Origin of the sequence: Pseudomonas sp. S8 (assembly GCF_050473925.1) — a bacterium.
GTDB classification, from domain to species: domain Bacteria; phylum Pseudomonadota; class Gammaproteobacteria; order Pseudomonadales; family Pseudomonadaceae; genus Aquipseudomonas; species Aquipseudomonas parakoreensis.
Genome location: NZ_JBFDVZ010000016.1, coordinates 5926513 through 5947943, shown reverse-complemented (window position 1 = coordinate 5947943; position 21431 = coordinate 5926513). Strand labels below are relative to the sequence as shown.

At 59.3% G+C, this 21431-nt stretch carries 20 protein-coding genes; 6 read left to right on the top strand and 14 right to left on the bottom strand.

All coding sequences use genetic code 11. The annotated features are described in order from the left end of the window. Window positions 1-51 precede the first annotated feature (51 nt). The 14 genes from astE to acs form a co-directional block, all read right to left on the bottom strand. Window positions 52-1062, bottom strand: coding sequence for a succinylglutamate desuccinylase (astE, locus tag AB1J88_RS28050; protein ID WP_430292542.1), 1011 nt, complete (start codon window positions 1060-1062; stop codon window positions 52-54). 12 nt (window positions 1063-1074) lie between these two features. Then, complete coding sequence (locus AB1J88_RS28045; RefSeq protein WP_041066534.1) at window positions 1075-1362, bottom strand: hypothetical protein; 288 nt, start codon at window positions 1360-1362, stop codon at window positions 1075-1077. 57 nt (window positions 1363-1419) lie between these two features. After that, window positions 1420-2766, bottom strand: a complete 1347-nt coding sequence (gene astB / locus AB1J88_RS28040; RefSeq protein WP_003227272.1) for an N-succinylarginine dihydrolase — start codon at window positions 2764-2766, stop codon at window positions 1420-1422. Between the two features lie 162 nt (window positions 2767-2928). Further along, complete coding sequence (gene astD, locus AB1J88_RS28035; RefSeq protein ID WP_222019370.1) at window positions 2929-4398, bottom strand: succinylglutamate-semialdehyde dehydrogenase; 1470 nt, start codon at window positions 4396-4398, stop codon at window positions 2929-2931. Next, on the bottom strand, window positions 4395-5420 hold the full coding sequence (gene astA, locus AB1J88_RS28030; RefSeq protein WP_027612638.1) for an arginine N-succinyltransferase: 1026 nt from the start codon (window positions 5418-5420) through the stop codon (window positions 4395-4397). The genes astD and astA overlap by 4 nt, the downstream gene beginning before the upstream one ends. Window positions 5421-5471: 51 nt before the next feature. After that, the gene (gene aruF / locus AB1J88_RS28025) at window positions 5472-6491 is read right to left on the bottom strand and encodes an arginine/ornithine succinyltransferase subunit alpha (protein ID WP_025112905.1); all 1020 of its coding nucleotides are present in this window, start codon (window positions 6489-6491) and stop codon (window positions 5472-5474) included. Between the two features lie 240 nt (window positions 6492-6731). Next, window positions 6732-7952 (bottom strand): aspartate aminotransferase family protein, encoded by a 1221-nt coding sequence (locus AB1J88_RS28020; protein WP_047295848.1) that lies wholly within the window; start codon window positions 7950-7952, stop codon window positions 6732-6734. A gap of 409 nt (window positions 7953-8361) precedes the next feature. Next, a complete protein-coding gene (gene argR, locus AB1J88_RS28015) occupies window positions 8362-9354 on the bottom strand; it encodes a transcriptional regulator ArgR (RefSeq protein WP_047295850.1) in 993 nt (330 codons plus the stop codon). Between the two features lie 246 nt (window positions 9355-9600). Further along, the gene (locus tag AB1J88_RS28010) at window positions 9601-10365 is read right to left on the bottom strand and encodes an ABC transporter ATP-binding protein (RefSeq protein WP_003227281.1); all 765 of its coding nucleotides are present in this window, start codon (window positions 10363-10365) and stop codon (window positions 9601-9603) included. Window positions 10366-10392: 27 nt separating this feature from the next. Then, complete coding sequence (locus tag AB1J88_RS28005) at window positions 10393-11505, bottom strand: M14 family metallopeptidase (protein WP_430292539.1); 1113 nt, start codon at window positions 11503-11505, stop codon at window positions 10393-10395. Between the two features lies 1 nt (window position 11506). Then, a complete protein-coding gene (locus AB1J88_RS28000) occupies window positions 11507-12205 on the bottom strand; it encodes an ABC transporter permease (protein WP_095668533.1) in 699 nt (232 codons plus the stop codon). Continuing rightward, window positions 12202-12891 carry an ABC transporter permease gene (locus AB1J88_RS27995; protein WP_003227287.1) on the bottom strand — a complete coding sequence of 230 codons (690 nt, stop codon included), beginning with the start codon at window positions 12889-12891 and terminating at the stop codon, window positions 12202-12204. The genes AB1J88_RS28000 and AB1J88_RS27995 overlap by 4 nt, the downstream gene beginning before the upstream one ends. A 91-nt stretch (window positions 12892-12982) precedes the next feature. Continuing rightward, window positions 12983-13756, bottom strand: coding sequence for an ABC transporter substrate-binding protein (locus tag AB1J88_RS27990; protein ID WP_027612633.1), 774 nt, complete (start codon window positions 13754-13756; stop codon window positions 12983-12985). Window positions 13757-14489: 733 nt separating this feature from the next. Beyond that, complete coding sequence (acs, locus tag AB1J88_RS27985; RefSeq protein ID WP_047295856.1) at window positions 14490-16445, bottom strand: acetate--CoA ligase; 1956 nt, start codon at window positions 16443-16445, stop codon at window positions 14490-14492. Window positions 16446-16863: 418 nt separating this feature from the next. Here acs and AB1J88_RS27980 point away from each other — a divergent pair, with 418 nt between their 5' ends. From AB1J88_RS27980 to AB1J88_RS27955, 6 genes are all read left to right on the top strand, one after another. Continuing rightward, window positions 16864-17124 (top strand): DUF2790 domain-containing protein, encoded by a 261-nt coding sequence (locus AB1J88_RS27980; protein WP_003227290.1) that lies wholly within the window; start codon window positions 16864-16866, stop codon window positions 17122-17124. A 553-nt stretch (window positions 17125-17677) separates the two neighbouring features. After that, window positions 17678-18928 carry a ribonucleotide-diphosphate reductase subunit beta gene (locus AB1J88_RS27975; RefSeq protein WP_222018599.1) on the top strand — a complete coding sequence of 417 codons (1251 nt, stop codon included), beginning with the start codon at window positions 17678-17680 and terminating at the stop codon, window positions 18926-18928. 5 nt (window positions 18929-18933) lie between these two features. Beyond that, window positions 18934-19131: a hypothetical protein gene (locus AB1J88_RS27970; RefSeq protein WP_430292536.1), complete on the top strand. Its 198-nt coding sequence runs from the start codon at window positions 18934-18936 to the stop codon at window positions 19129-19131. A gap of 233 nt (window positions 19132-19364) precedes the next feature. After that, on the top strand, window positions 19365-19655 hold the full coding sequence (locus AB1J88_RS27965) for a hypothetical protein (RefSeq protein WP_430292534.1): 291 nt from the start codon (window positions 19365-19367) through the stop codon (window positions 19653-19655). A 303-nt stretch (window positions 19656-19958) separates the two neighbouring features. Further along, window positions 19959-20492, top strand: coding sequence for a BRO-N domain-containing protein (locus AB1J88_RS27960; RefSeq protein WP_430292532.1), 534 nt, complete (start codon window positions 19959-19961; stop codon window positions 20490-20492). Window positions 20493-20605: 113 nt separating this feature from the next. After that, window positions 20606-21319, top strand: a complete 714-nt coding sequence (locus AB1J88_RS27955; protein ID WP_430292530.1) for an HNH endonuclease — start codon at window positions 20606-20608, stop codon at window positions 21317-21319. The last annotated feature ends 112 nt before the right edge of the window (window positions 21320-21431 follow it).

Here is a 21431-nt window from a genome sequence, read left to right as displayed (position 1 = left end):
TCGCAGCCTTCGGCAGCTCCTACAGGAATTTCTGTCAGCTCAGAGACGGCATCAGGCGAGGTTTTCGTCGGTGGTCGGCACGATCAGAATGCCCGCGCGCAAGCCGTTCTTGACCTTGGGGTTCGGGAAGATGATTCGTGCGCCCTCTTCCTCGATGATCCAGCGGGTGTTGGCCAGATCTTCGGCCAGCAGATAACCCACATCCAATTCAGAAAAGTTCTCGATGTCCGCCGGCAGGTTCAGGCGGAAGGCATCGCTGTGCTTGATGATCTCCCGCGCGACGCTGAACAGCTGCAAACCGTCCAGGCCTTGTTCGGCCAGATCCGGCTCATTGCCTTCGATGATCTGCTTCAGACGGGTTTCCAGGCGCGAAACATCCACCCCTTCGTTCTGCCCGAATGGCCGCGCCTTGCCCAGTTCCAGAGTAAAGGCCTCAGCACCGAGCTTGTCGTAGGTGTAGGAGCTGAACACGATCGACGGCTTGTTCTGCAGCAGCACCGCGTCCATCCCGGCAGCACGCAGACGCGCCAGTTCGCGGCGCGAATGCTGACGTCCTTCTTTCCACGGGTACAAGGCGAACTGCTCGATCTTCGAACCACGAATCGCGGTGTGCAGGTCGTAGTGCAGACGCTGACGGTCCGGCAGGCTGAAGAAACTCGCCGCCAGGCGTTCCAGCTCGCAGGCGCGGATGGCTTCGGAACCGCTGGTTTGTTCATGCCGGCCGTTGAACAGCCGATTGACGTCCTGCTCGACGAAGCGCTCGCCCTTGCGGATCGCTTCCGGGTTGCCGAACAGGAACAGAATGCGTGCACGCGGCTTCAGATCGCCGCGAGCGATGTCATGCAGCAGCCGATCGAGCAACTCGATCGGCGCTGTTTCATTGCCATGGATGCCTGCCGACAGCAGCAGGTCCAGGCCATTGTCGCGCGCTTCGGGTGGCCGGACTTCCAGCGCACCCTCGCTCAACCAGCGCATGCGCACGCCTTCGACAGTCAGTTGAGTCTTCTCCGCCGGTTCACGGCCGGCGAGGGTCAGTTCAAGCAGTTTGCCGAGGGCGAGCATAGAGCGGTTTCCTTAGTGATCGTGGTTGCAATCCGGGCCGTGCACGTGGTCTTCGTCGCCGACGTCGGCCGGTTCCATTTCCAGTTGCAGACTGACCAGATTAGTTGCCAATGGGCGCAGCAGCAGGTTGGCGTACTCTTCGTCACCTTCCTCGACGTCCACGCCGATCAGCAGCTGGCCACGGCCGTCCTGCTGGATCCACAGCTCTTTGCCTTGCCACATGACCGCGACGCGGGTGCACGAGGTTTGCAGTTGCGTGCCGTCGGTGTCTTCAAGGATCAGCTGCAGGGAATCGCTCATGTTTTTACTCTCTTGGGGAGACAAGCCGCGCGTCGCGTTCAGGCAACGCGCCGGCCATCAATTGATCTGGAATGGATAAACCGCGCCCAGTTTAAGGATTTGCGTCAGTTCATCCAGTGCCGTCCGGCATTCAAGCAGCAATTGCGGGTCCGCCAGATCGGTTTCGCTCAGGCGGTCGCGGTAGTGCTTTTCAACCCATGCGGTCAACGAACCGTACAACGGTGCGGTCATGATAACCCCTGGGTTGACTGCTGCCAGCTCGGTTTCGTTGAGCGCGACGCGCAGTCGCAGGCACGCCGGGCCACCGCCGTTCTGCATGCTTTGCTTGAGGTCGAAGACTTTGACTTCGCGGATCAGGCCGCCGGAGCTGGTCAGACCTTGCAGGTAGTTCCACACGCGCTCGTTGCCACGGCATTCCTCCGGCACGATCAGCAGCATCGAGCCATCCGGACGCGACAGCAGCTGGCTGTTGAACAGATAGGAACGCACCGCATCATCCACGGTGACCGCCGAACGCGGCACGCAGATCGACTGGAACTTGCCGCCGACCTTGGCCAGTTTGCCCTGCAACTCGGCCAGCATCTGTTCGGTGTCGAGGAACGCGTCTTCGTGATAGAACAGCACCTCGCCGTTACCCACCGCGATCACGTCGTTGTGGAATACGCCCTGGTCGATCACCGCCGGGTTCTGCTGGGCGTAAACCACGCCTTCGTCACGCAGACCGTGCAGACGCGCCACCGCTTGCGACGCTTCCAGAGTCTGGCGCGCCGGGTACTTTTGCGGCGCCGGGTAGCGAGTGTCGAACGCACTGCGACCGAACACGAAGAACTCGACACCGGCCTCGCCGTACTCACGGCAGAAGCGCGTGTGGTTGGCCGCGCCTTCGTCACCGAATTGCGCCACCGCCGGCAACGCGGCGTGGTGCGCGAAGTGCTGCTGATCGGCGAACATCGCACCGAGCACGCGGCTGGTGGTCGGGTGTTCGATACTGCGGTGGTATTTGCAGTTGAGGTTAGCGGCGGTGAAGTGCACGCGACCGTCAGCAGTATCGGCACTCGGGCTGACGGTGGCGGCGTTGGCCACCCACATGCTCGACGCCGAGCAACTGGCAACCAGCAACGGCATGGCTTCTTTCGCGGCGCGTTCGATCACTTGCGCGTCGGTGCCGCTGAAACCCAGACGGCGCAACGCGGCCACGTCCGGACGCTCCTGCGGCGCCAGCACGCCTTGCTGAAAGCCCATTTCCATCAGCGCTTTCATTTTCGCCAGGCCTTGCAGCGCCGCTTCCTTCGGGTTCGAGGACTGCTGGCTGTTGCTCTGGGACGCAACGTTGCCGTAGGACAGACCACCGTAGTTATGGGTCGGCCCCACTAGACCGTCAAAATTGACTTCATAGGATTTCATCAGCGAGGCTCCACGAGAATCTGTTGTTATAGGCTTCAGTAACTATTCTTTGAGACCGCGGCGCGGCCATCGCTGGCAAGCCAGCTCCCACAGTGATCGCGTCGGACACAAAATGTGTGAACGCCTGCAATCCTGTGGGAGCTGGCTTGCCAGCGATAGGCATCACACCATTTTCACGCCAGGCGTCAGGGCCGCCGGCAACACCAGGCTCGGGGTTTCCAGCGAGGCCACCGGGTACGCGCAGTAATCCGCCGCGTAGTAGGCACTGGCGCGATGGTTGCCCGAAGCGCCGACACCACCGAACGGCGCGCTGCTCGCGGCACCGGTCAGTTGTTTGTTCCAGTTGACGATACCGGCGCGGCTTTCCAGCCAGAACTGCTGGTAACGATCTTCGGAATCCGACAGCAAGCCAGCCGCCAGGCCATAAGCGGTATCGTTGGCCTCAGCGATCGCCGCAGCGAAATCGGCGTAGCGGATCACTTGCAGCAACGGGCCGAACAATTCTTCGTCCGGACGCTCGGCCACGGCGGTCACATCAAGAATGCCCGGGGTCAGCAAGGCCGATTGCGCTTGCGGCTGAGTCATCGCCAGCAGCGATACCGCGCCATTGGCCAGCAGATGTTGCTGGGCATCCATCAGCGCTTTCGCCGCGCCAAGGGAAATCACCGAGCCCATGAACGGCGCCGGCTGTTGATCGAACGCACCGACTTCGAGGGTCGCGCTGACGTCCACCAGACGCTTGAGCAGGCTGTCGCCCCACGCGCCTTGCGGCACCAGCAGGCGGCGTGCACAGGTGCAGCGCTGGCCGGCAGAGATGAAGGCCGACTGAATGATCGTGTAAACGGCTGCGTCCAGATCAGCGACCTGATCGACCACCAGCGGATTGTTGCCACCCATTTCCAAAGCAAGAATCTTGTCCGGACGCCCGGCGAACTGCTGGTGCAGGTGATTGCCGGTGCGGCTCGAGCCGGTGAAGAACAGACCGTCGATGCCCGGGTTCGCCGCCAGGGCGATACCGGTTTCGCGAGCGCCTTGCAACAGGTTCAGCACGCCGGCCGGCAGACCGGCTTCGATCCAGCACTTGACCGTCAGCTCGGCGACTTTCGGCGTCAGCTCGCTTGGCTTGAACAGCACGCTGTTACCGGCCAGCAGCGCCGGCACGATGTGGCCGTTCGGCAAGTGGCCCGGGAAGTTGTAAGGGCCGAACACCGCTACCACGCCGTGTGGTTTGTGGCGCAACACGGCGGTGGCGTCGCCCAGCGGGCCGCTCTTCTCGCCGGTACGTTCGCGGTAGCTCTGCACCGAGATCGCAATCTTGTTGACCATGCTGGTGACTTCGGTCGCGGCTTCCCACAGGGGCTTGCCGGTTTCCTCGCCGATGGTGCGGGCCAGTTCGTCGCTGTGGTTTTTCAGGGCGGCGGCAAAGGCTTCGAGGACGCTGATGCGCTCATCCAGCGAACGCCGCGCCCAACCCGGAAAGGCCTGACGCGCCGCCTGCACGGCGGACTCGACCTGAGCGGCGGTGGCGCCCTCCCCTGACCACAGCACTTGCTGGGTCACCGGATTCAGCGACTGGAAGGCTTCGCCCTGACCGGCCAGCCATTCACCTGCGATGTATAGCGAATTCATTATTTCGACTCCCGAGCAGCAGACAACGCCACGGCGCGCACTTGATCGCCGGCGTTGAGTTGAAGACGTTTGGCGGTCAGCGGATCGACCACCAGCGTGCCGGCAGCCAGACGGGCCGGGGCAGCCGTAATGCGGCAGTCTTCGCGCTTGCGGTTATGGATGATGAACGGCGTGGCGTCATCGCCCGGCGTACCGATCGCCAGCACCAGCGCTTCGCTGTCGCGCACCGCGCGGATCTTGCTGGTTTCGCACTCGATGGCCGGGCCGGCATCGAAGATATCGACGTAGCCCTGATAGCTGAAACCTTCGCTCTTGAGCATCGCCAGCGCCGGCTCGGTGTCCGGGTGCACCTGACCGATGACGTTGCGCGCATCCGGCGACAGGAAGCAGGTGTACAGCGGGAATTTCGGCATCAGTTCGGCGATGAACGCCTTGTTGCCGACGCCGGTCAGGTAGTCGGCCTGGCTGAATTCCATCTTGAAGAAGTGCCGACCGAGGCTTTCCCAGAACGGCGAACGACCGGCTTCATCGGAGACGCCGCGCATCTCGGCGATGATCTTGTTGCCGAACAGCTCCGGGAACTCGGCGATGAACAGCATGCGTGCCTTGGACAGCATGCGGCCGTTCAGACCGGTGCGGTAATCGGCGTGCAGGAACAACGAGCACAGCTCGGAGTTGCCGGTCAGGTCGTTGGCGAGGAACAGCGTCGGAATCTCGCGATAGATGTTCAGCTCTTGCGAGGCGCTGACGGTCAGGCCGACGCGGAAGTTGTACCACGGCTCACGCAGACCGACCGCGCCGGCGATGGCGGAAATCCCCACCACGCGACCGTTGTCGTCTTCGAGCACGAACAGGTAGTCCGCGTCGCCACGACCGGCTTCGCCGCGGAAGGTCTTCTCGGCCCAGCCGACTCGATGAGTCAGGCGTTCTTCGTTGGCCGGCAAGGTGGTCAGGCCGGTGCCGGTGCTGCGGGCCAGGTCGATCAGCGCGGATAAATCGCTGCTGCGTACGGGACGAACAATCATGCTATCTCCTCAAACGGGCCGCCTTCGCCACCCGTGAAACTCGCTAAGGCGTTAAACCGCCACCAGGCGCACGCTGGCACCTTCACCGACGCCCAGGGCTTCGGCTGCTTCCAGATCCAGGGTCACCGGTTTGCCCGGCGCGTAATCGAGTTCCAGCAGCACCGCGCGGTAATCCTGCAACTGCGCGTTGGCCACCAGATACTGGCGCCCGGCACCTTTGACCGGCTCGCCGATCTTCACCGGCACCACACGGCTCTGGGCGATCGAACGGATCCCCGAAACACGCGCATGCAGGGTCGGGCCACCGTCGAAAATGTCGATGTAGTGATCGGTCTCGAAGCCTTCGCGCATCAGGATGTCGAAGGTGATCTGCGCACGCGGGTGCACCTGGCCCATCGCTTCCTGAGCGGAATCCGGCAGCAGCGGCACGTAGATCGGGTAATGCGGCATCAGCTCGGCGAGGAACGTGCGGCTCTTCAGGCCACACAGGCGCTCGGCTTCGGCGTAGTTGAGGTCGAAGAAGTTGCGACCGATTGCATCCCAGAATGGCGAGTCGCCGTTCTCGTCGCTGTAGCCGACAATCTCGGTCACCACCGAATCGGCGAAACGCTCCGGGTGGCTGGCAACGAACAGCAGGCGACCACGGGAGTTGAGCTCGGCCCACGGCGACCCCACCAGCTCACGCTGCACGTAGAAACTGGTCAGCAAGCTGTTGCCGGTCAGGTCGTGGCATTGCGAAAGCACGTGGATCTTGTTGTGGATTTTCAGCTCACGGGAGGCGTGGACGAAGGTCTCGTTGCGGAAGCTGTAGAACGGCTCCGAGTAACCGGCCGAGGCGACAATGGCCGAGCAGCCGACCAGTTTGCCGGTGGCGGTGTCTTCGAGGACGAAGAAGTAACTCTCCTCGCCGTTGAAACTCACTTCGGCAGCAAACGAGGCTTCGCTTGCGGCGATCTTGTCGCTCAGACGTTCCACGTCATCCGGCAAGGAAGTGACACCAATCGGACTGTCCGCAGCCAGACGCTGTACCTCGCCCAGATCAGCCATTTGCGCAGGGCGCATCACCAGCATGGTGTCACTCCTTTCTCTTATAAAAATTTACTGAATAAAACACCGGATACTGTGGGAGCGGGCTTTTGTGGTGAGGGGATTTATCCCCGATGGGGCGCGTAGCGGCCCTCAAAAAGCTTGGGGCTGCTGCGCAGCCCATCGGGGATAAATCCCCTCACCACAAGCCCGCTCCCACATTTGATATTGCCCGGTATCAAAATTGGGTTCGACACCCGATATCCCCGGGCGCCGAAGGGTCTATCAGGCTTGCGTCAGTGCTGCTGCCGCGCGTTCGAAGCGGTCGAGGCCGGCGTCGATATCGGCGTCTTCCACCACCAGGCTCGGGGCGAAACGAATGACGTCCGGGCCGGCCTGCAGAATCATCAGGCCTTCTTTTTCAGCGGCGTTGAAGATGTCCTTGGCTTTGCCTTTCCAGGCATCGCTCAGCACGCAACCGATCAGCAGACCGAGGCCACGCACCTGAGTGAACAGGCCGTACTTCTCGCCGATCTGCTGCAGGCGGGTCTTGAATTTGTCGTGCTTGGCGTTGACGCCGTTCAGCACCTCAGGGGTGTTGATCACGTCGATCACCGCTTCGGCTACCGAACACGCCAGCGGGTTGCCGCCGTAAGTGGTGCCGTGGGTGCCGACCACCAGATGCTTGGCCAGCGCTTCGGTGGTCAGCATCGCCGCGATCGGGAAACCGCCGCCCAGGCTCTTGGCGCTGGTCAGGATGTCCGGGGTGACGCCGTAGTGCTGGTAGGCGAACAGATGGCCGGTACGGCCCATGCCGGTCTGCACTTCGTCGAACACCAGCAGCGCGTTGTGCGCGTCGCACAGTTCACGGGCACCTTGCAGGTAAGCCAGTTCGGCCGGCAGTACACCGCCCTCGCCCTGGATCGGTTCGAGCACGACCGCACAGGTCTTGTCGGAAACCGCCGCTTTCAGCGCGGCCAGATCGTTGTAAGGAACGTGGGTGATGCCGGTGATTTTCGGACCGAAACCGTCGGAGTACTTCGACTGGCCACCAACGTTGACGGTGAACAGGGTACGGCCGTGGAAGCTGTTGAGCGCCGCGATGATCTCGTACTTCTCGCTGCCGAACCGGTCGAACGCCACGCGACGGGCCAGCTTGAAGGCGGCCTCGTTGGCTTCGGCGCCGGAGTTGCAGAAGAACACGCGCTCGGCGAACGTGGCGTCGATCAGCTTGTGCGCCAGGCGCAGGGCCGGCTCGTTGGTGAACACGTTGGACACGTGCCACAGCTTGTTCGCCTGTTCGGTCAGCGCACCGACCAGCGCCGGATGCGCATGGCCCAATACGTTAACGGCAATCCCGCCGGCGAAGTCGATCAGCTCGCGGCCGCTCTGGTCCCAGACGCGGGAACCGGCGCCACGCACCGGAATAAAAGCGGCAGGCGCGTAGTTGGGAACCATTACCTGGTCGAAATCGGCGCGTTCTACCGCAGCGTGCTCAACGGACATCGGAGTCTCCTGAAGAGGAACACCCGCCTGAAACTGGCGAGCGATGGGGGGATTGTAAGGACAGTTTTCAGCCCGGCCTTGTCGCCAAGCGACAACTTCTTATAGCGCAAACCCCGGATTTTCCCGGGTTTACGGCAATGCGACATATAGCGTCGCAAAGGCGCAGTTTAACTGGCCGCAGCCGTTTGCGGCAGCTTGCTGATTTGTACCCGAGAAAGAATTGGCGAGTGCGGTATATAGGTACCGCACATCACCCTGAAGAGCCGTTTTTACCGGGCGGGCTTTTCCAGCGCAGGCGACCGCCCACGCGCCGAAACAACCGGGCATCCCGATACACCCACGAAGAGAGATGAAAGAGGCGAGGGTCGACGCTGCAAAACACTCGGCTCGCCCCTGAACAGGACGCGGATCAACCGCGCTCTGGCGGCACCGACGACAGTTCGAAAGGACTGCTGCTGCGCCGCTGGTTGCGATCTTCCCGCGGCGTCGCGCCGAAGAAGTTGCGGTAGGCACTGGAGAAATGCGGCCCCGAAGAGAAACCGCAGGACAGGCCGATCTGAATGATCGACTTGCTGGTCTGCATCAACATCTGCCGGGCCTTGTTCAGGCGCAATTCCAGGTAGTACTGGCTCGGCACGCGGTTGAGGTATTGCTTGAAGATCCGCTCCAACTGGCGACGGGACACGCACACGTGCTGGGCGATTTCATCAGTGGTCAGCGGTTCTTCGATGTTGGCCTCCATCAGCAACACCGCTTGGGTGAGCTTCGGATGGCTGGAACCGAGGCGGTTCTGCAGTGGAATGCGCTGGCGTTCACCGCCCTCGCGGATGCGCTCGACTACCAGTTCTTCGGACACCGCACCGGCCAGCTCGGCCCCATGATCACGGGCCAGCACCGCCAGCAACAGGTCGAGTACCGACATGCCACCACACGCGGTCAGGCGATCGCGGTCCCAGTCGAACAGGTGACTGGTGGCGATGACTTTCGGGAAGCGTTCGGCGAAATCGTCCTGCCAGCGCCAGTGCACGGCTGCACGATAACCGTCGAGCAGACCGAGTTGCGCCAACGGATAGACACCGGCCGACAGCCCACCGATCACGCAGCCAGCACGTACCAGTTGCTTGAGCGCGCTGCTGAGGGCCGGGGCCAGCGTGGTCGGCGGCTCGTCGGCGAGCAGGAACAGTTTCTGGAAGTTTTCCAGCTTGCCGGTCCAGGCTTCGCCGGGCAGTTGCCAGGCTCCGTCGGCCGCCGCTTCAGGATTGGCTTCGGCCTGCAGGAACGACAGTTCGTAAACCACCTCCGGATGCACCCGCTGAGCAACACGCAAGGCCTCCTCCGCCAGCGCCAGCGTCAGAGCTTTAGTGCTGGGCCAAATCAGGAAACCAATTCGATGGGCAGTCATGGGCGGGCAATCCGAAACGAAGAACGGTGATGAAGGCATGGGCCAATGCTAGCCCGTAAATGAACGCAAATCTCGAAACCTGCAAAGCTCCCACTGTAGGAGCTGTCGAGTGAAACGAGGCTGCGATCTTTTGATTGTCAAAAGCAAGGGCAAAAGATCGCAGCCCTCGGCAGCTCCTACAGGGGATTGGAGCCAACCTTCAGGCTGCGAAGCATGCACTATTTGGGTGCATATCGGCAGCTCTGATTACTTGAGACTGCCCGACAGGAACTGCTGCAGACGCTCCGATTGCGGATTGACCAGCACTTCGCGCGGGTTGCCGCTCTCTTCCACCACACCTTTGTGCAGGAACACCAACTGGTTCGACACTTCACGGGCGAAGCCCATCTCGTGCGTGACCACGACCATGGTGCGACCTTCCTGAGCCAGCGCTTGCATCACCTTCAGAACGTCGCCCACCAGTTCCGGATCGAGCGCCGACGTCGGCTCGTCGAACAGCATCACTTCCGGCTCCATCGCCAGCGCACGGGCAATCGCCACACGCTGCTGCTCGCCACCGGACATGTGCCCCGGGAACGCGTCTTTACGATGGGCCACGCCAACCTTGTTCAGGTAGTGCTCGGCCTTCTCGCGCGCTTCAGCCTTGGACACACCCAGCACGTGGACCGGCGCTTCCATGATGTTTTCCAGCGCGGTCATGTGCGACCACAGATTGAAGTGCTGGAACACCATCGACAGGCGCGAACGCATGCGCTGCAGCTGTTTCGGGTCAGCGGCTTTCAGCGCGCCGTCCTTGTTGGCCACCAGCTTCAACTCTTCGTTGTTGAGCAGGATCTTGCCCGCGTGCGGCTGCTCAAGCAGGTTGATGCAGCGCAGGAAAGTACTTTTGCCGGAGCCACTGGAGCCGATGATGCTGATCACATCGCCGGCTGCCGCTTTCAGGGACACGCCCTTGAGCACTTCGTGACTGCCATAGCGTTTATGCAGGTCTTGGACTTCAAGTTTGTACATGCGGTCGGTTCTCACAAAAACAGTCAGTCAGTCGTTGAGCAAGCGCCCGTGACGCAGCGCTTCGCGCCCCGCCACCTTGGCCAGCCAGAAACCGGGTTGGGCATAGCGCAGCCGTTCAATGGCAAACAGCACCCCGGAGGTACCAGCACACACCGTGCTGACCCGATCGGACACAGGATCGATCACTTCGAAAATTTCATCTCCGGCTTCAACCCACTCGCCGGGTTTACGCAGAAAACTCACCACACCGGGGTGCGGCGCCAACAGTAATTCAGTGCCTTCAAACGGCATGCCTTCGCACGGTTCATTGGCCGGCTTCGGCCACTCGCCAGTGATCAGGCCTTGCTCGGCGAGGAACGCCAGAATGCCTTCGGCCCAGGCCAGCGCATCGGCGCGGTCGGTGTTGGCCTGACCGCCCAGCTCGACAGTCGTCGCCAGGCACGCCAGCGGAATCTGCGCGTCCGGGAACTGCCGCGACAAACGCAGCCACGGCAGCGAGCACGCTTCATCGAAGGAGCTGCCGCCGGAATCTTCCGCCAGCAGACCGACCTTCACATTCAGGTGCGCAGCCAGCGAACGCCACTGCGGCCAGTGCTGCGGCAGTGCATACATGTGCAGCGCGGCTTCGGCGTCGCAGTGCAAGTCAAGCACCACATCGGCAGTGCAGGCGTGGCTGAGCAACACGCGCTGCATGCCTTGCAACTGGCTGCTCGCCTCGGGCAATGCCGCCAGATGATCAGCCATGGCCTGACGGATCAGGCGAATGTTGGCGTGCGGATCGTCACCGAGACGCTCGGCCAGCGCCGCTGCAACCGGCGCGCTCAGCTCGACGAAATCGCGGTTGAAATTCTTGCCGCTGCCCGCCTCGAACCGCCCCTGATGACTGCCTTGCAGCAATTGGCCGAGGCCCAGCGGGTTGGCGACTGGCACCAGCTCGATCACGCCGTTGAGCAGGCCTTGGGCTTCGAGTTCGCCAAGGCGCTTTTTCAGCTCCCAGGCAGTGCGCATGCCCGGCAGTTCATCAGCGTGCAGGCTGGCCTGAATGTAGGCCTTGCGCTCGCCGCTCCCAAAACGGAAGACCGAGATCTTGCGCTCGCTGCCCAGATGGCTCCACGGCAATACGTGGTCGATGCGTTCCATATCAGTGCTTCCGCGGGGCCAGGTAGCTCAGCCAGCGTCGCTCGGCCAGCTTGAACAGCTTCACCAGAATGAAGGTCAGGCACAGGTAGAACAGGCCAGCGGTGATGTACGCCTCGAACGGCAGGTAGTACTGCGCGTTGACGGTACGGGCCGCGCCGGTGATGTCGATCAAGGTCACGATGGACGCCAGACTGGTGGTCTGCAGCATCATGATCACTTCGTTGCTGTATTGCGGCAGCGCCCGACGCAAGGCCGATGGCAACAGGATGCGCTTGTACATCTTGAAGCGCGACATGCCCATCGCCTTGGCGGCTTCGATCTCGCCGTTCGGCGTGGCCTTGAGGCTGCCGGCGATGATTTCGGCGGTGTAGGCACTGGTGTTGATCGCGAAGGCCAGGCACGCACAGAACGTCGCGCTGGACAGCCACGGCCACATGAAGCTTTCACGTACCGCTTCGAATTGCGCCAGACCGTAGTAGATCAAGAACAGCTGCACCAGCATCGGCGTGCCGCGAATCACGTAGGTATAAAGCCAGGCGATGCCGTTGACCGCGGTGTTCTTGGAAACGCGCATCAGGCCCAGCGGCAGTGCCGCCAACAGACCGAACAACAGCGACAGCGCGAGCAGTTTGAGGGTGGTCAGCAGGCCGCCGAGGTACAGCGGCATGGCCTCCCAAATGACGTTGTAGTCGAAGATCATAGATCAGCCGCCCTTACGCCTACCGAGTAGCGCTTCTCAAGGTGACGCAGCGCCAGCAACGAGACGCTGGTGATCACCAGGTACATCGCCGCCACTGCGAGGAAGAAGGTGAAAGGCTCGCGGGTGGCGTCTGCCGCCTGCTTGGCCTTGAACATCATGTCTTGCAGACCGACCACAGAAATCAGCGCGGTGGCCTTGGTCAGCACCAGCCAGTTGTTGGTGAAGCCGGGAATCGCCAGGCGAATCATCTGCGGCACCATCACCCGGAAGAACACCTGAAAACTGCTCATGCCGTACGCCATGCCCGCTTCGGCCTGGCCCTTGGGGATCGCCATGAACGCACCACGGAAAGTTTCCGACAGGTAGGCGCCGAAGATGAAACCGAGGGTGCCGATACCGGCGGCCAGCGGGTTCAGGTCGATGTAGTCGTCATAGCCGAGCATCGGCGCGACGCGGTTGAGCAAGTCCTGACCGCCGTAGAAAATCAGCAGGATCAGCACCAGGTCGGGAATCCCGCGGATCACCGTGGAATACAGATCGCCCAGCCACGCCAGCCAGCGAATCGGCGACAGGCGCAACGCGACCCCGATCAGCCCGAGAACGATGGCCAGGGCCATGGACGACAAGGCGAGCTGAAGCGTCAGCCATGCGCCATCGAGGATGACAGCCCCGTAGCCTTTCAACATGATTCAGGTCCTCGAAAGTTGGGATGAAAAAATGGCGCAAACCGCAGAGATCCTGTTGCTTGCGCCATTTCTGACTTGTCGCAGAGACGTGTTACTTGCCGTAGATATCGAAGGCGAAGTACTTGTCCTGGATAGCTTTGTATTTACCGTTTTCACGGATAGCCGCGATCGCAGCGTTGATCTTGTCTTTCAGCGCGTCGCCCTTGCGCACCGCGATGCCTACGCCGTCGCCGAAGTATTTGACGTCGGTGAACTGCGGGCCGACGAAGGCGAAGCCTTTGCCGGAATCAGTGTTCAGGAAGCCGTCCTGCAGCAGGGTGGCGTCAGCCACAGTACCGTCGAGGCGACCGGCGGCCACGTCGAGGTAGATTTCGTTCTGCGAACCGTATGGCTTGATCTCAGCACCCAGCGGAGCCAGGACTTCGCGGGCGAAACGCTCGTGGATCGAACCACGTTGCACGCCGATGTTCTTGCCCTTGAGCTCAGACAGGTTGTCGCTGACAACGGTGCCTTGCTTCATGACCAGACGGGCCGGGGTGTTGTAGTACTTGTTGGTGAAGTCCACGGACTTCTTGCGGTCTTCAGTGATCGACATGGACGACAGGATCGCGTCGATCTTGCGCACTTTCAGTGCCGGGATCAGACCGTCGAACTCTTGCTCGACCCACTGGCACTTGACCTTCATTTCTTCACACAGGGCATTGCCGATGTCGTAGTCGAAACCAACGATGCTGCCATCCGGCGCTTTGGAAGCGAACGGAGGGTAAGCCGCTTCGATACCGATCTTCAGAGGTTTTTCATCAGCGAAGGAATTCAGCGACAGCACGGACAGTGCCAGGGCGCCAAGCAGCACAAGTTTCTTCATCTTGGGACTCCATCGGTAAAGGGCAAAAACGGCAGAGTGAGCGACAGCCCAATATGCGAATGGGTGAATCGGGAAAGCGGTGCAGCATCGGTGGGAAATTTCCCGTTGAAACCATCAGGGGTTTCAACGTCAGCCACGATGAGCGAGTGATCGGCATTCTAACGACAGGCCCGAAGCCGATATTTCTTCAATGCGACAACTAATTACAGATGCACAGAGAAACCCGCTTGAGCGCATTGACAGCCCTGCAAATTCATGCAAGAGCGAAAGGCAGTGAACCGATCTATGCTGCAAATTGCGGGCCTATTATTCGCAAACCCTTCTAATCCGGCAAGCGCAGCGTTGGGTCTTATTATTCAGCGGGGATTTTGAGGCTCTAAAACGGGGCGATGCGTTTCCCCTCGCCCCGCTGCGGGGCGGGCGGTTACACATTTGGTTACTCAGGTAGGCATGGGTAACAGCGGGAAGGGGCTTACGCAGGAAATCGATAATTATTGGTTGGGTGGTTTGGGTTTCTGACAGGGGAATACTGCGGCGTCTGACAGATGGCTATCGCTGGCAAGCCAGCTCCCACAGGGATTTCGATTGAGATTGAAATCCCGTTCACACCTCGGAAACCTGTGGGAGCTGGCTTGCCAGCGATGAGGCCGGCACAGCCAGCACAAACCCACCTGACACAAAAAAGCCCCGCCCGGCATCACCGGACAGGGCTTTTTCAATGCATCAGAGAGGCTTAAGCCACATTCATCGTCTTGTGCGTATCAATCAAATGCTGCACCACACTCGGGTCCGCCAGGGTCGAGATATCGCCCAGCCCTTCGTACTCGGCCGTAGCAATCTTGCGCAGAATCCGCCGCATGATCTTGCCCGAACGGGTCTTCGGCAGCCCCGGCGCCCACTGGATCACATCCGGCGAAGCAATCGGGCCGATCTCTTTGCGCACCCAGTTCTTCAGTTCCAGACGCAGTTGCTCGCTCGGCTCTTCGCCATTCTTCAGGGTGACGTAGACATAAATGCCCTGCCCCTTGATGTCGTGCGGCACACCGACCACCGCCGCTTCGGCGACTTTCGGGTGGGCGACCATCGCGCTTTCGATCTCGGCGGTACCCATGCGGTGGCCGGAGACGTTGAGCACGTCGTCGACACGCCCGGTGATCCAGTAGTAACCATCGGCGTCACGCCGCGCACCGTCACCGGTAAAGTACATGCCGCGGAAGGTCTTGAAATAGGTGTCGACGAAGCGGTCATGGTCGCCATACAAAGTGCGCGCCTGACCCGGCCACGAATCGAGAATCACCAGATTGCCCTCGGCCTCGCCCTCGATGATGTTGCCGAGGTTGTCGACCAGCGCCGGCACCACGCCGAAGAACGGACGTGCCGCCGAACCCGGCTTCAGTGCATGCGCACCGGGCAACGGGCTCATCATGTTGCCGCCGGTTTCGGTCTGCCACCAGGTATCGACGATCGGGCAGCGCGACTTGCCGACATTCTTGTAGTACCAATCCCAGGCTTCCGGGTTGATCGGCTCGCCCACCGAACCGAGCAGACGCAGGCTGCTGCCATCCGCGCCCTCAACAGCAGCGGTACCCGACGCCATCATTGCGCGGATCGCGGTCGGTGCGGTGTAGAGGATGTTGACCTTGTGCTTGTCGACGATCTTCGCCACCCGGGTGATGTCCGGGTAGTTCGGCACGCCTTCGAACAGCACGGTGGTCGCGCCATTGGCCAGCGGGCCGTAGACGATGTAACTGTGACCGGTGACCCAGCCGACGTCGGCGGTGCACCAGTAGATTTCACCCGGACGGTAGTCGAACACGCGCTCGTGGGTCATTGCCGCGTATAGCAGATAACCGCCAGTGGTGTGCTGCACGCCCTTCGGCTTGCCGGTCGAACCCGAGGTGTAAAGGATGAACAGCGCTTCTTCAGCGCCCATCTCTTTCGGCGCGCAGACGGTGCCCGCCACTTTCATCAGGTCTTCGTACCAGATGTCGCGATGCTGGTTCCACTTGATGTCGCCACCGGTGCGCTTGCACACGATGACTTTCTGGATGCTGCTGGTTTCCGGGTTGGTCAGCGCGTCGTCGACATTGGCCTTCAGCGAGATCTTCTTGCCGGCACGAATGCCTTCGTCAGCGGTGATCACCACTTTCGATTTGCAGTCGATGATCCGCCCCGCCAGGGCTTCCGGCGAGAAGCCACCGAACACCACCGAGTGAATCGCACCGATCCGGGTACAGGCCAGCATGGCGACCACGGCTTCGGGGATCATCGGCATATAGATAGTCACCACGTCGCCACGGTGCACGTCCTGACCACGCAGGGCGTTGGCCAGTTTGCACACTTGTTCGTGCAGTTCGCGGTAGGTGATGTTGCGGCTCTCGGAAGGATCGTCGCCTTCCCAGATGATTGCGACTTGATCGCCGCGCTCGGCCAAATGACGGTCGAGACAGTTGTAGGATACGTTCAGGGTACCGTCGGCGAACCATTTGATGTCGACATGGTGATCGTCGAAGGAAGTCTGCTTCACCGTGGTGAAAGGCTTGATCCAGTCGAGGCGCTTGGCTTGCTCGCGCCAGAAACCGTCAGGGTTGACGACCGACTGCTGGTACATGGCTTTGTAGGTCGCCTCGTCAGTCAGCGTATTGGCCAGAACCTCGGGACGAACGGGATACAGAGAAGCCGCACTCATCTTTCTTACCTCGGTGGAATAGTTGTTTTTGTATGACCCCGTTGTAGCCGGGCCGGCCCGATAGAACCATTCGACGATGGTTGTAGGAGCTGCCGCAGGCTGCGATCTTTTGATCTTGCTTTGCAAAAATCAAAGGCGAAAGATCGCAGCCTTCGGCAGCGCCTACAAGGGTTGGGCGGTGTTTTGTGGGGATTGTTACCAAAACCACCAAAAGTGTTTATCAAAACCCCACCTGTTTACCCCCACCCCACCTCCCTAAAATCCACTCCGCCGACAAGGCAAACGCGATTAACAACGTTACAGCCCCCACGAAGGCCGTTAATCCAGCTCTCAAGTAATAACTGCAAATGATGAAGTTCCACACGCAACCCTAAAAAGGTTGCGTGACCCCACTCGACCTCAAAAAGGTAAATCTGAAATGAAAGCTTTATTGGTTCTGGCCCTCAGCAGTCTGTGCGCAACCGCCATGGCAGACGAGGTCCCGACTGATGTCGCACAGCAACAACCGGCTATCGAGGAATACACTTACTCGACCCACCTGGACATCGCCAACGTAGTGTCCATGAGCGAAGTTCCAAACGTCTGCGAAGTTGTTCCGATGAAAATGGAGTACGACGACTCCAAGGGTCAGCGTCACATCCTGCGCTACAGCGTGATGGGTAACGGCTGCACCAATTGATGATCGAGACTGCACCGAATCGGACCGCTCAGCGCCTCATTTGAGGGTCGATTCCAGCCCGGCTTCGGTCGGGCTCAGTTGTGTCTGGAGTCGTCAAAAATGCTTGCAAAACACTAGATGTAGTGAAAACCCGGTTTTTTTGTTCGTTTTTTGAGCAATTCCACAGTCGCGAGATTTTTACGAAAAAAAATCTATCCCCGGCAAAGCCCTGTAAACCCGCACTCTCATCGAAAAACCAGCCTCCTCGACCGCGCCATGCGCGGATTCGCCTCAGCACAGCCGTGTTTTTTTCCCTATAATGCCGCCCTAATCGGGTCAGCAATATTCCCTTACAGGGAGCAAAAGCCATTCTGAAGCCCCGCAGCAGCGTCAACGCTGATCTGCGCCCGTCAGAGGCTCTCGGAAACCCGTACAAAATTCTGTTTTATTGCCTGCCTTGGCTGCCGCAAAAAACGATTCCTTAAGATCCAACGCGGTCTGTACGACCGTGTGAAAAACCCACCAATCAGGTTTCACACGGGGCGACAGGCCCTCACGCAGGAGACGACACGTCATGCTGAGCTGGGACGAATTCGACAAAGAAGACAGTGAAGTAGCAACCGTGAAAGGCGCCAACGCCGGCCACGCTACTGAAGCCAACATGGACCGCCTCGACAGCGCCGGCGGTGCCGCAGCGCTGGAAGCCCGCGCCGTGACCGCCGACGACTCGGCCGCCGTGGCCCGCGCCAAGGCTGCACTGGATTCCCTCGACATCGCCGAAGGCCTCGCTGAACTCGAAGGCGCCTCCGCCCGCGTCGCCGTTGACGAAAAGCGCATGATCAACTGCCGCGCCGACCTCAACCAACTCGTACCCTTCAAGTACGACTGGGCCTGGCAGAAGTACCTGGACGGCTGCGCAAACCACTGGATGCCGCAAGAAGTCAACATGACCGCCGACATCGCCCTCTGGAAAAACCCGGAAGGCCTGACCGACGACGAGCGCCGCATCGTGATGCGCAACCTCGGCTTCTTCTCCACCGCCGACTCCCTGGTTGCCAACAACCTGGTTCTGGCCGTGTACCGCCTGATCACCAACCCGGAATGCCGCCAGTACATCCTGCGCCAAGCGTTCGAAGAGGCGATCCACACCCACGCCTACCAGTACTGCATCGAATCGCTGGCCATGGATGAAGGCGAGATCTTCAACATGTACCACGAGATCCCGTCGGTCGCGAAAAAGGCAGCCTGGGGCCTGAAATACACCCGCTCGATCTCCGATCCGAAGTTCGAAACCGGCACCCCGGACACCGACAAAGAACTGCTGCGCAACCTGATCGCCTACTACTGCGTACTGGAAGGCATCTTCTTCTACTGCGGTTTCACCCAGATCCTCTCCATGGGCCGCCGCAACAAAATGACCGGCGTCGCCGAGCAGTTCCAGTACATCCTGCGCGACGAGTCCATGCACCTGAACTTCGGCATCGACGTGATCAACCAGATCAAAATCGAAAACCCACATTTGTGGGATGCTGAGATGAAAGAAGAAGCGACCCAGATGATTCTGCAGGGTACGCAGCTGGAGATCGAATACGCCCGCGACACCATGCCTCGCGGCGTACTGGGCATGAACGCGGCGATGATGGAGGACTACCTGAAGTTCATCGCTAACCGTCGTTTGTCGCAGATTGGTTTGAAGGAAGAGTACCCAGGGACCACTAACCCGTTCCCTTGGATGAGCGAGATCATGGACTTGAAGAAAGAGAAGAATTTCTTTGAGACGAGAGTGATCGAGTACCAAACTGGTGGTGCGTTGAGCTGGGATTGATTGATATGGCCCTGCTGCACGAATTGCAGCAGGGCCTAAAAATATCAAAAGACTGGTATTCAGAAGGCAGAAACAAGAAACCCGCAGCAATCGCGCCAACGATTGCTGCGGGTCTTGACCGCACCATTGAACAGAAGCCCGAGGGTGCGGGCCGTGACTGGAAGAACTCAAATCACGATGCATTGGGAAAATGCGCGACGTGATTATAGACATCTTTCGGACGGTTACAACGGCCTCACGTCGGAGAATTCGTCATGAACGATTATCCGGTGGCACCGCCAGGATACAGAGCTGTTTTCTGTATGAGCTTTAAGCACTGGCGCAGTGGAAAAGACGTCTTTCGCAAAGACGGGCGTCCTTTCTGTTTTTTTGTGAAAGCCTAACCGTGCGGGACAGGCAACTGTCCCGCTCTATCATCACGTACAGAGTAATTCGCATGAAACAAATAATTGTTGATGCTATTAGAAACCGTCAAGTTTTGACGTTCACATATAGCGGTATTACGCGATCTGTTGAGCCGCATGCCGTAGGTATTTCTCGCACTGGAAAAGAAGTGCTTCGCTGTTTTCAGACGCATGGAGGACACATAACTCCGGGCCATGAATGGGATCTGTGCGAGCTTAATAAAATTTCCGACTTGAAAACATCTGGAGCTGTTTTCCAGGCTCCTCGAGTCGATTATCGCCGTGGTGATCGCCACATGACTCTTATTTTCGCGGAGCTATGACGTTTTACTAAGCAAAAAAAGCCCTGATCTGATCAGGGCTTTTTTATTTCCTAAAGGATAATTCCTCCCTACATCAGCACTCTAAATCTCCTACAGCACTTACAGCTGCGTCCCATTGAAGCCCTCTACAAGCACTACTAAGCTCTATCGCAGGTGCCTAAGAAACGCCCAACGTAGAAAGCTCGGTCAGTGACACAGACGTGTGATTCGTCGGTGACAACTGCTCTGCTCGTTGGGATTTCTTAAGTCCGCTCTACGTTGGGGTCAGTTCCTCCCAAAATCCAAAACGTAGAGGTCATAGATATGTCTGATCCATGCTCGGTAACAGTATTCTCTCGCCACAACCTTTCTCTGCATGCCCTTCTACTCGAAAACCAGCCATGGTTCTCCGCCCGGGATGTTGGCCGTTTGATGGGCTTCCACCTGAATAATCGGGTGGTCAACAAGCTAGATAGCGATCAACGCCGCGTCATGTGGATTGAGTACTTTCGAGAACCTGAACAGCATCTGATGCTCAGTGAATCTGGGGTGTACGCGCTGTTGGTTTATCACTACGTTCCGGGGAATCGGTTGTTTCGCGAGTGGCTGACCAACGAGTTAGTGCCGACATTGCGGGATGCTGCGGATTCAGGAGATTCAAATCGGCCAATGTTGAGTTTGTTGGATTGGCCGGAGATGTCTTTGAGTTTGCTGCATTGGCAGGATGAGGGCTGGATTCGGCTTCGGGATATGCCTTCTCTGTTGAACGATGAAAATCCACGACGAGCTTCTCTAGAGAAACCCTGGTGGCGGAGGATTACGCAGGTGTTTCAGTCCTCGAAGCACTCGATGAGCTAGGGAGAGGTTTGTAGGATTGCGCGGGATCCGCCGCTATTTTCTGTAGGAATTTTCGTAGACAGCAGTAATGGCCACTCAGTATCGTCCGAGGGTTTTCAACCCTCGGCGACTGTATGGATACCTCGAAAGAAAAGACTGGCTGGAGCGATGAGGAGCTAGAGGCTTCGGTAGACGCTTATCTGAAGATGTTGACTCTTGAGCAGCAAAAGCAGCCATTCAGAAAGGCAGACGAAAACCGTCTTTTGCGTGAAGGCCCGCTAAGCAAACGCAGTGCCTCCTCCGTCGAGTACCGCATGCAGAACATCTCTGCGGTGATGGAGCAATTGGGGCAGCAGCGAATTACTGGCTACGTTTCGGCAAAGAACCTTGGTTCTGGCGTTAGTAAACGGATCAAGGAATTCCTCGCGAAGAAGGGCATCCACGCATTACGCAAAGGCGAACAGCGAGCCATTACATTTACTCCGCTTCAGTTGGTCGAAGTCACTGCACCTCAACAGAGTGAAGCGCCAGTGGGCGTTCTTAACCCTAAAGAGACGACCTCCACTGTCGTGAGACTTGCGCGCGCCCAGAGCGTGAAAAAATGGGTACTCCAGCACTCCCGAGGCATTTGTGAAGGTTGCGGCCAAACCGCACCTTTCATTAGCGCAAATGGCCGTCCCTTTCTTGAAGTCCATCATGTTAAGCACCTTATTGATGGCGGAACCGACCGTATATGCAACACGGTAGCGCTGTGTCCGAACTGCCATCGCCGTTGCCATCATTCCAGCGATAAAAAAGAGTTCACCGCTGAGTTTTATAAGAAAGTCGGGCGGTTGAGGCCTGAATAGGAGATCACATTGAGGAAGCCGAACGCCCACAGACTCTGCACTGACCTCCAAATCAAACAGCGACAATTCCTAACCTGATCCCAGACCCGTCCTACAGCATCAAAGCATCACC

Coding starts and splice junctions, on each gene's coding strand:
- astE (WP_430292542.1), bottom strand. CDS start 1,062: ATGCTCGCCCTCGGCAAACTGCTTGAACTGACCCTCGCCGGCCGTGAA.
- AB1J88_RS28045 (WP_041066534.1), bottom strand. CDS start 1,362: ATGAGCGATTCCCTGCAGCTGATCCTTGAAGACACCGACGGCACGCAA.
- astB (WP_003227272.1), bottom strand. CDS start 2,766: ATGAAATCCTATGAAGTCAATTTTGACGGTCTAGTGGGGCCGACCCAT.
- astA (WP_027612638.1), bottom strand. CDS start 5,420: ATGATTGTTCGTCCCGTACGCAGCAGCGATTTATCCGCGCTGATCGAC.
- aruF (WP_025112905.1), bottom strand. CDS start 6,491: ATGCTGGTGATGCGCCCTGCGCAAATGGCTGATCTGGGCGAGGTACAG.
- AB1J88_RS28020 (WP_047295848.1), bottom strand. CDS start 7,952: ATGTCCGTTGAGCACGCTGCGGTAGAACGCGCCGATTTCGACCAGGTA.
- argR (WP_047295850.1), bottom strand. CDS start 9,354: ATGACTGCCCATCGAATTGGTTTCCTGATTTGGCCCAGCACTAAAGCT.
- AB1J88_RS28010 (WP_003227281.1), bottom strand. CDS start 10,365: ATGTACAAACTTGAAGTCCAAGACCTGCATAAACGCTATGGCAGTCAC.
- AB1J88_RS28005 (WP_430292539.1), bottom strand. CDS start 11,505: ATGGAACGCATCGACCACGTATTGCCGTGGAGCCATCTGGGCAGCGAG.
- AB1J88_RS28000 (WP_095668533.1), bottom strand. CDS start 12,205: ATGATCTTCGACTACAACGTCATTTGGGAGGCCATGCCGCTGTACCTC.
- AB1J88_RS27995 (WP_003227287.1), bottom strand. CDS start 12,891: ATGTTGAAAGGCTACGGGGCTGTCATCCTCGATGGCGCATGGCTGACG.
- AB1J88_RS27990 (WP_027612633.1), bottom strand. CDS start 13,756: ATGAAGAAACTTGTGCTGCTTGGCGCCCTGGCACTGTCCGTGCTGTCG.
- acs (WP_047295856.1), bottom strand. CDS start 16,445: ATGAGTGCGGCTTCTCTGTATCCCGTTCGTCCCGAGGTTCTGGCCAAT.
- AB1J88_RS27980 (WP_003227290.1), top strand. CDS start 16,864: ATGAAAGCTTTATTGGTTCTGGCCCTCAGCAGTCTGTGCGCAACCGCC.
- AB1J88_RS27975 (WP_222018599.1), top strand. CDS start 17,678: ATGCTGAGCTGGGACGAATTCGACAAAGAAGACAGTGAAGTAGCAACC.
- AB1J88_RS27970 (WP_430292536.1), top strand. CDS start 18,934: ATGGCCCTGCTGCACGAATTGCAGCAGGGCCTAAAAATATCAAAAGAC.
- AB1J88_RS27965 (WP_430292534.1), top strand. CDS start 19,365: ATGAAACAAATAATTGTTGATGCTATTAGAAACCGTCAAGTTTTGACG.
- AB1J88_RS27960 (WP_430292532.1), top strand. CDS start 19,959: ATGTCTGATCCATGCTCGGTAACAGTATTCTCTCGCCACAACCTTTCT.
- AB1J88_RS27955 (WP_430292530.1), top strand. CDS start 20,606: ATGGATACCTCGAAAGAAAAGACTGGCTGGAGCGATGAGGAGCTAGAG.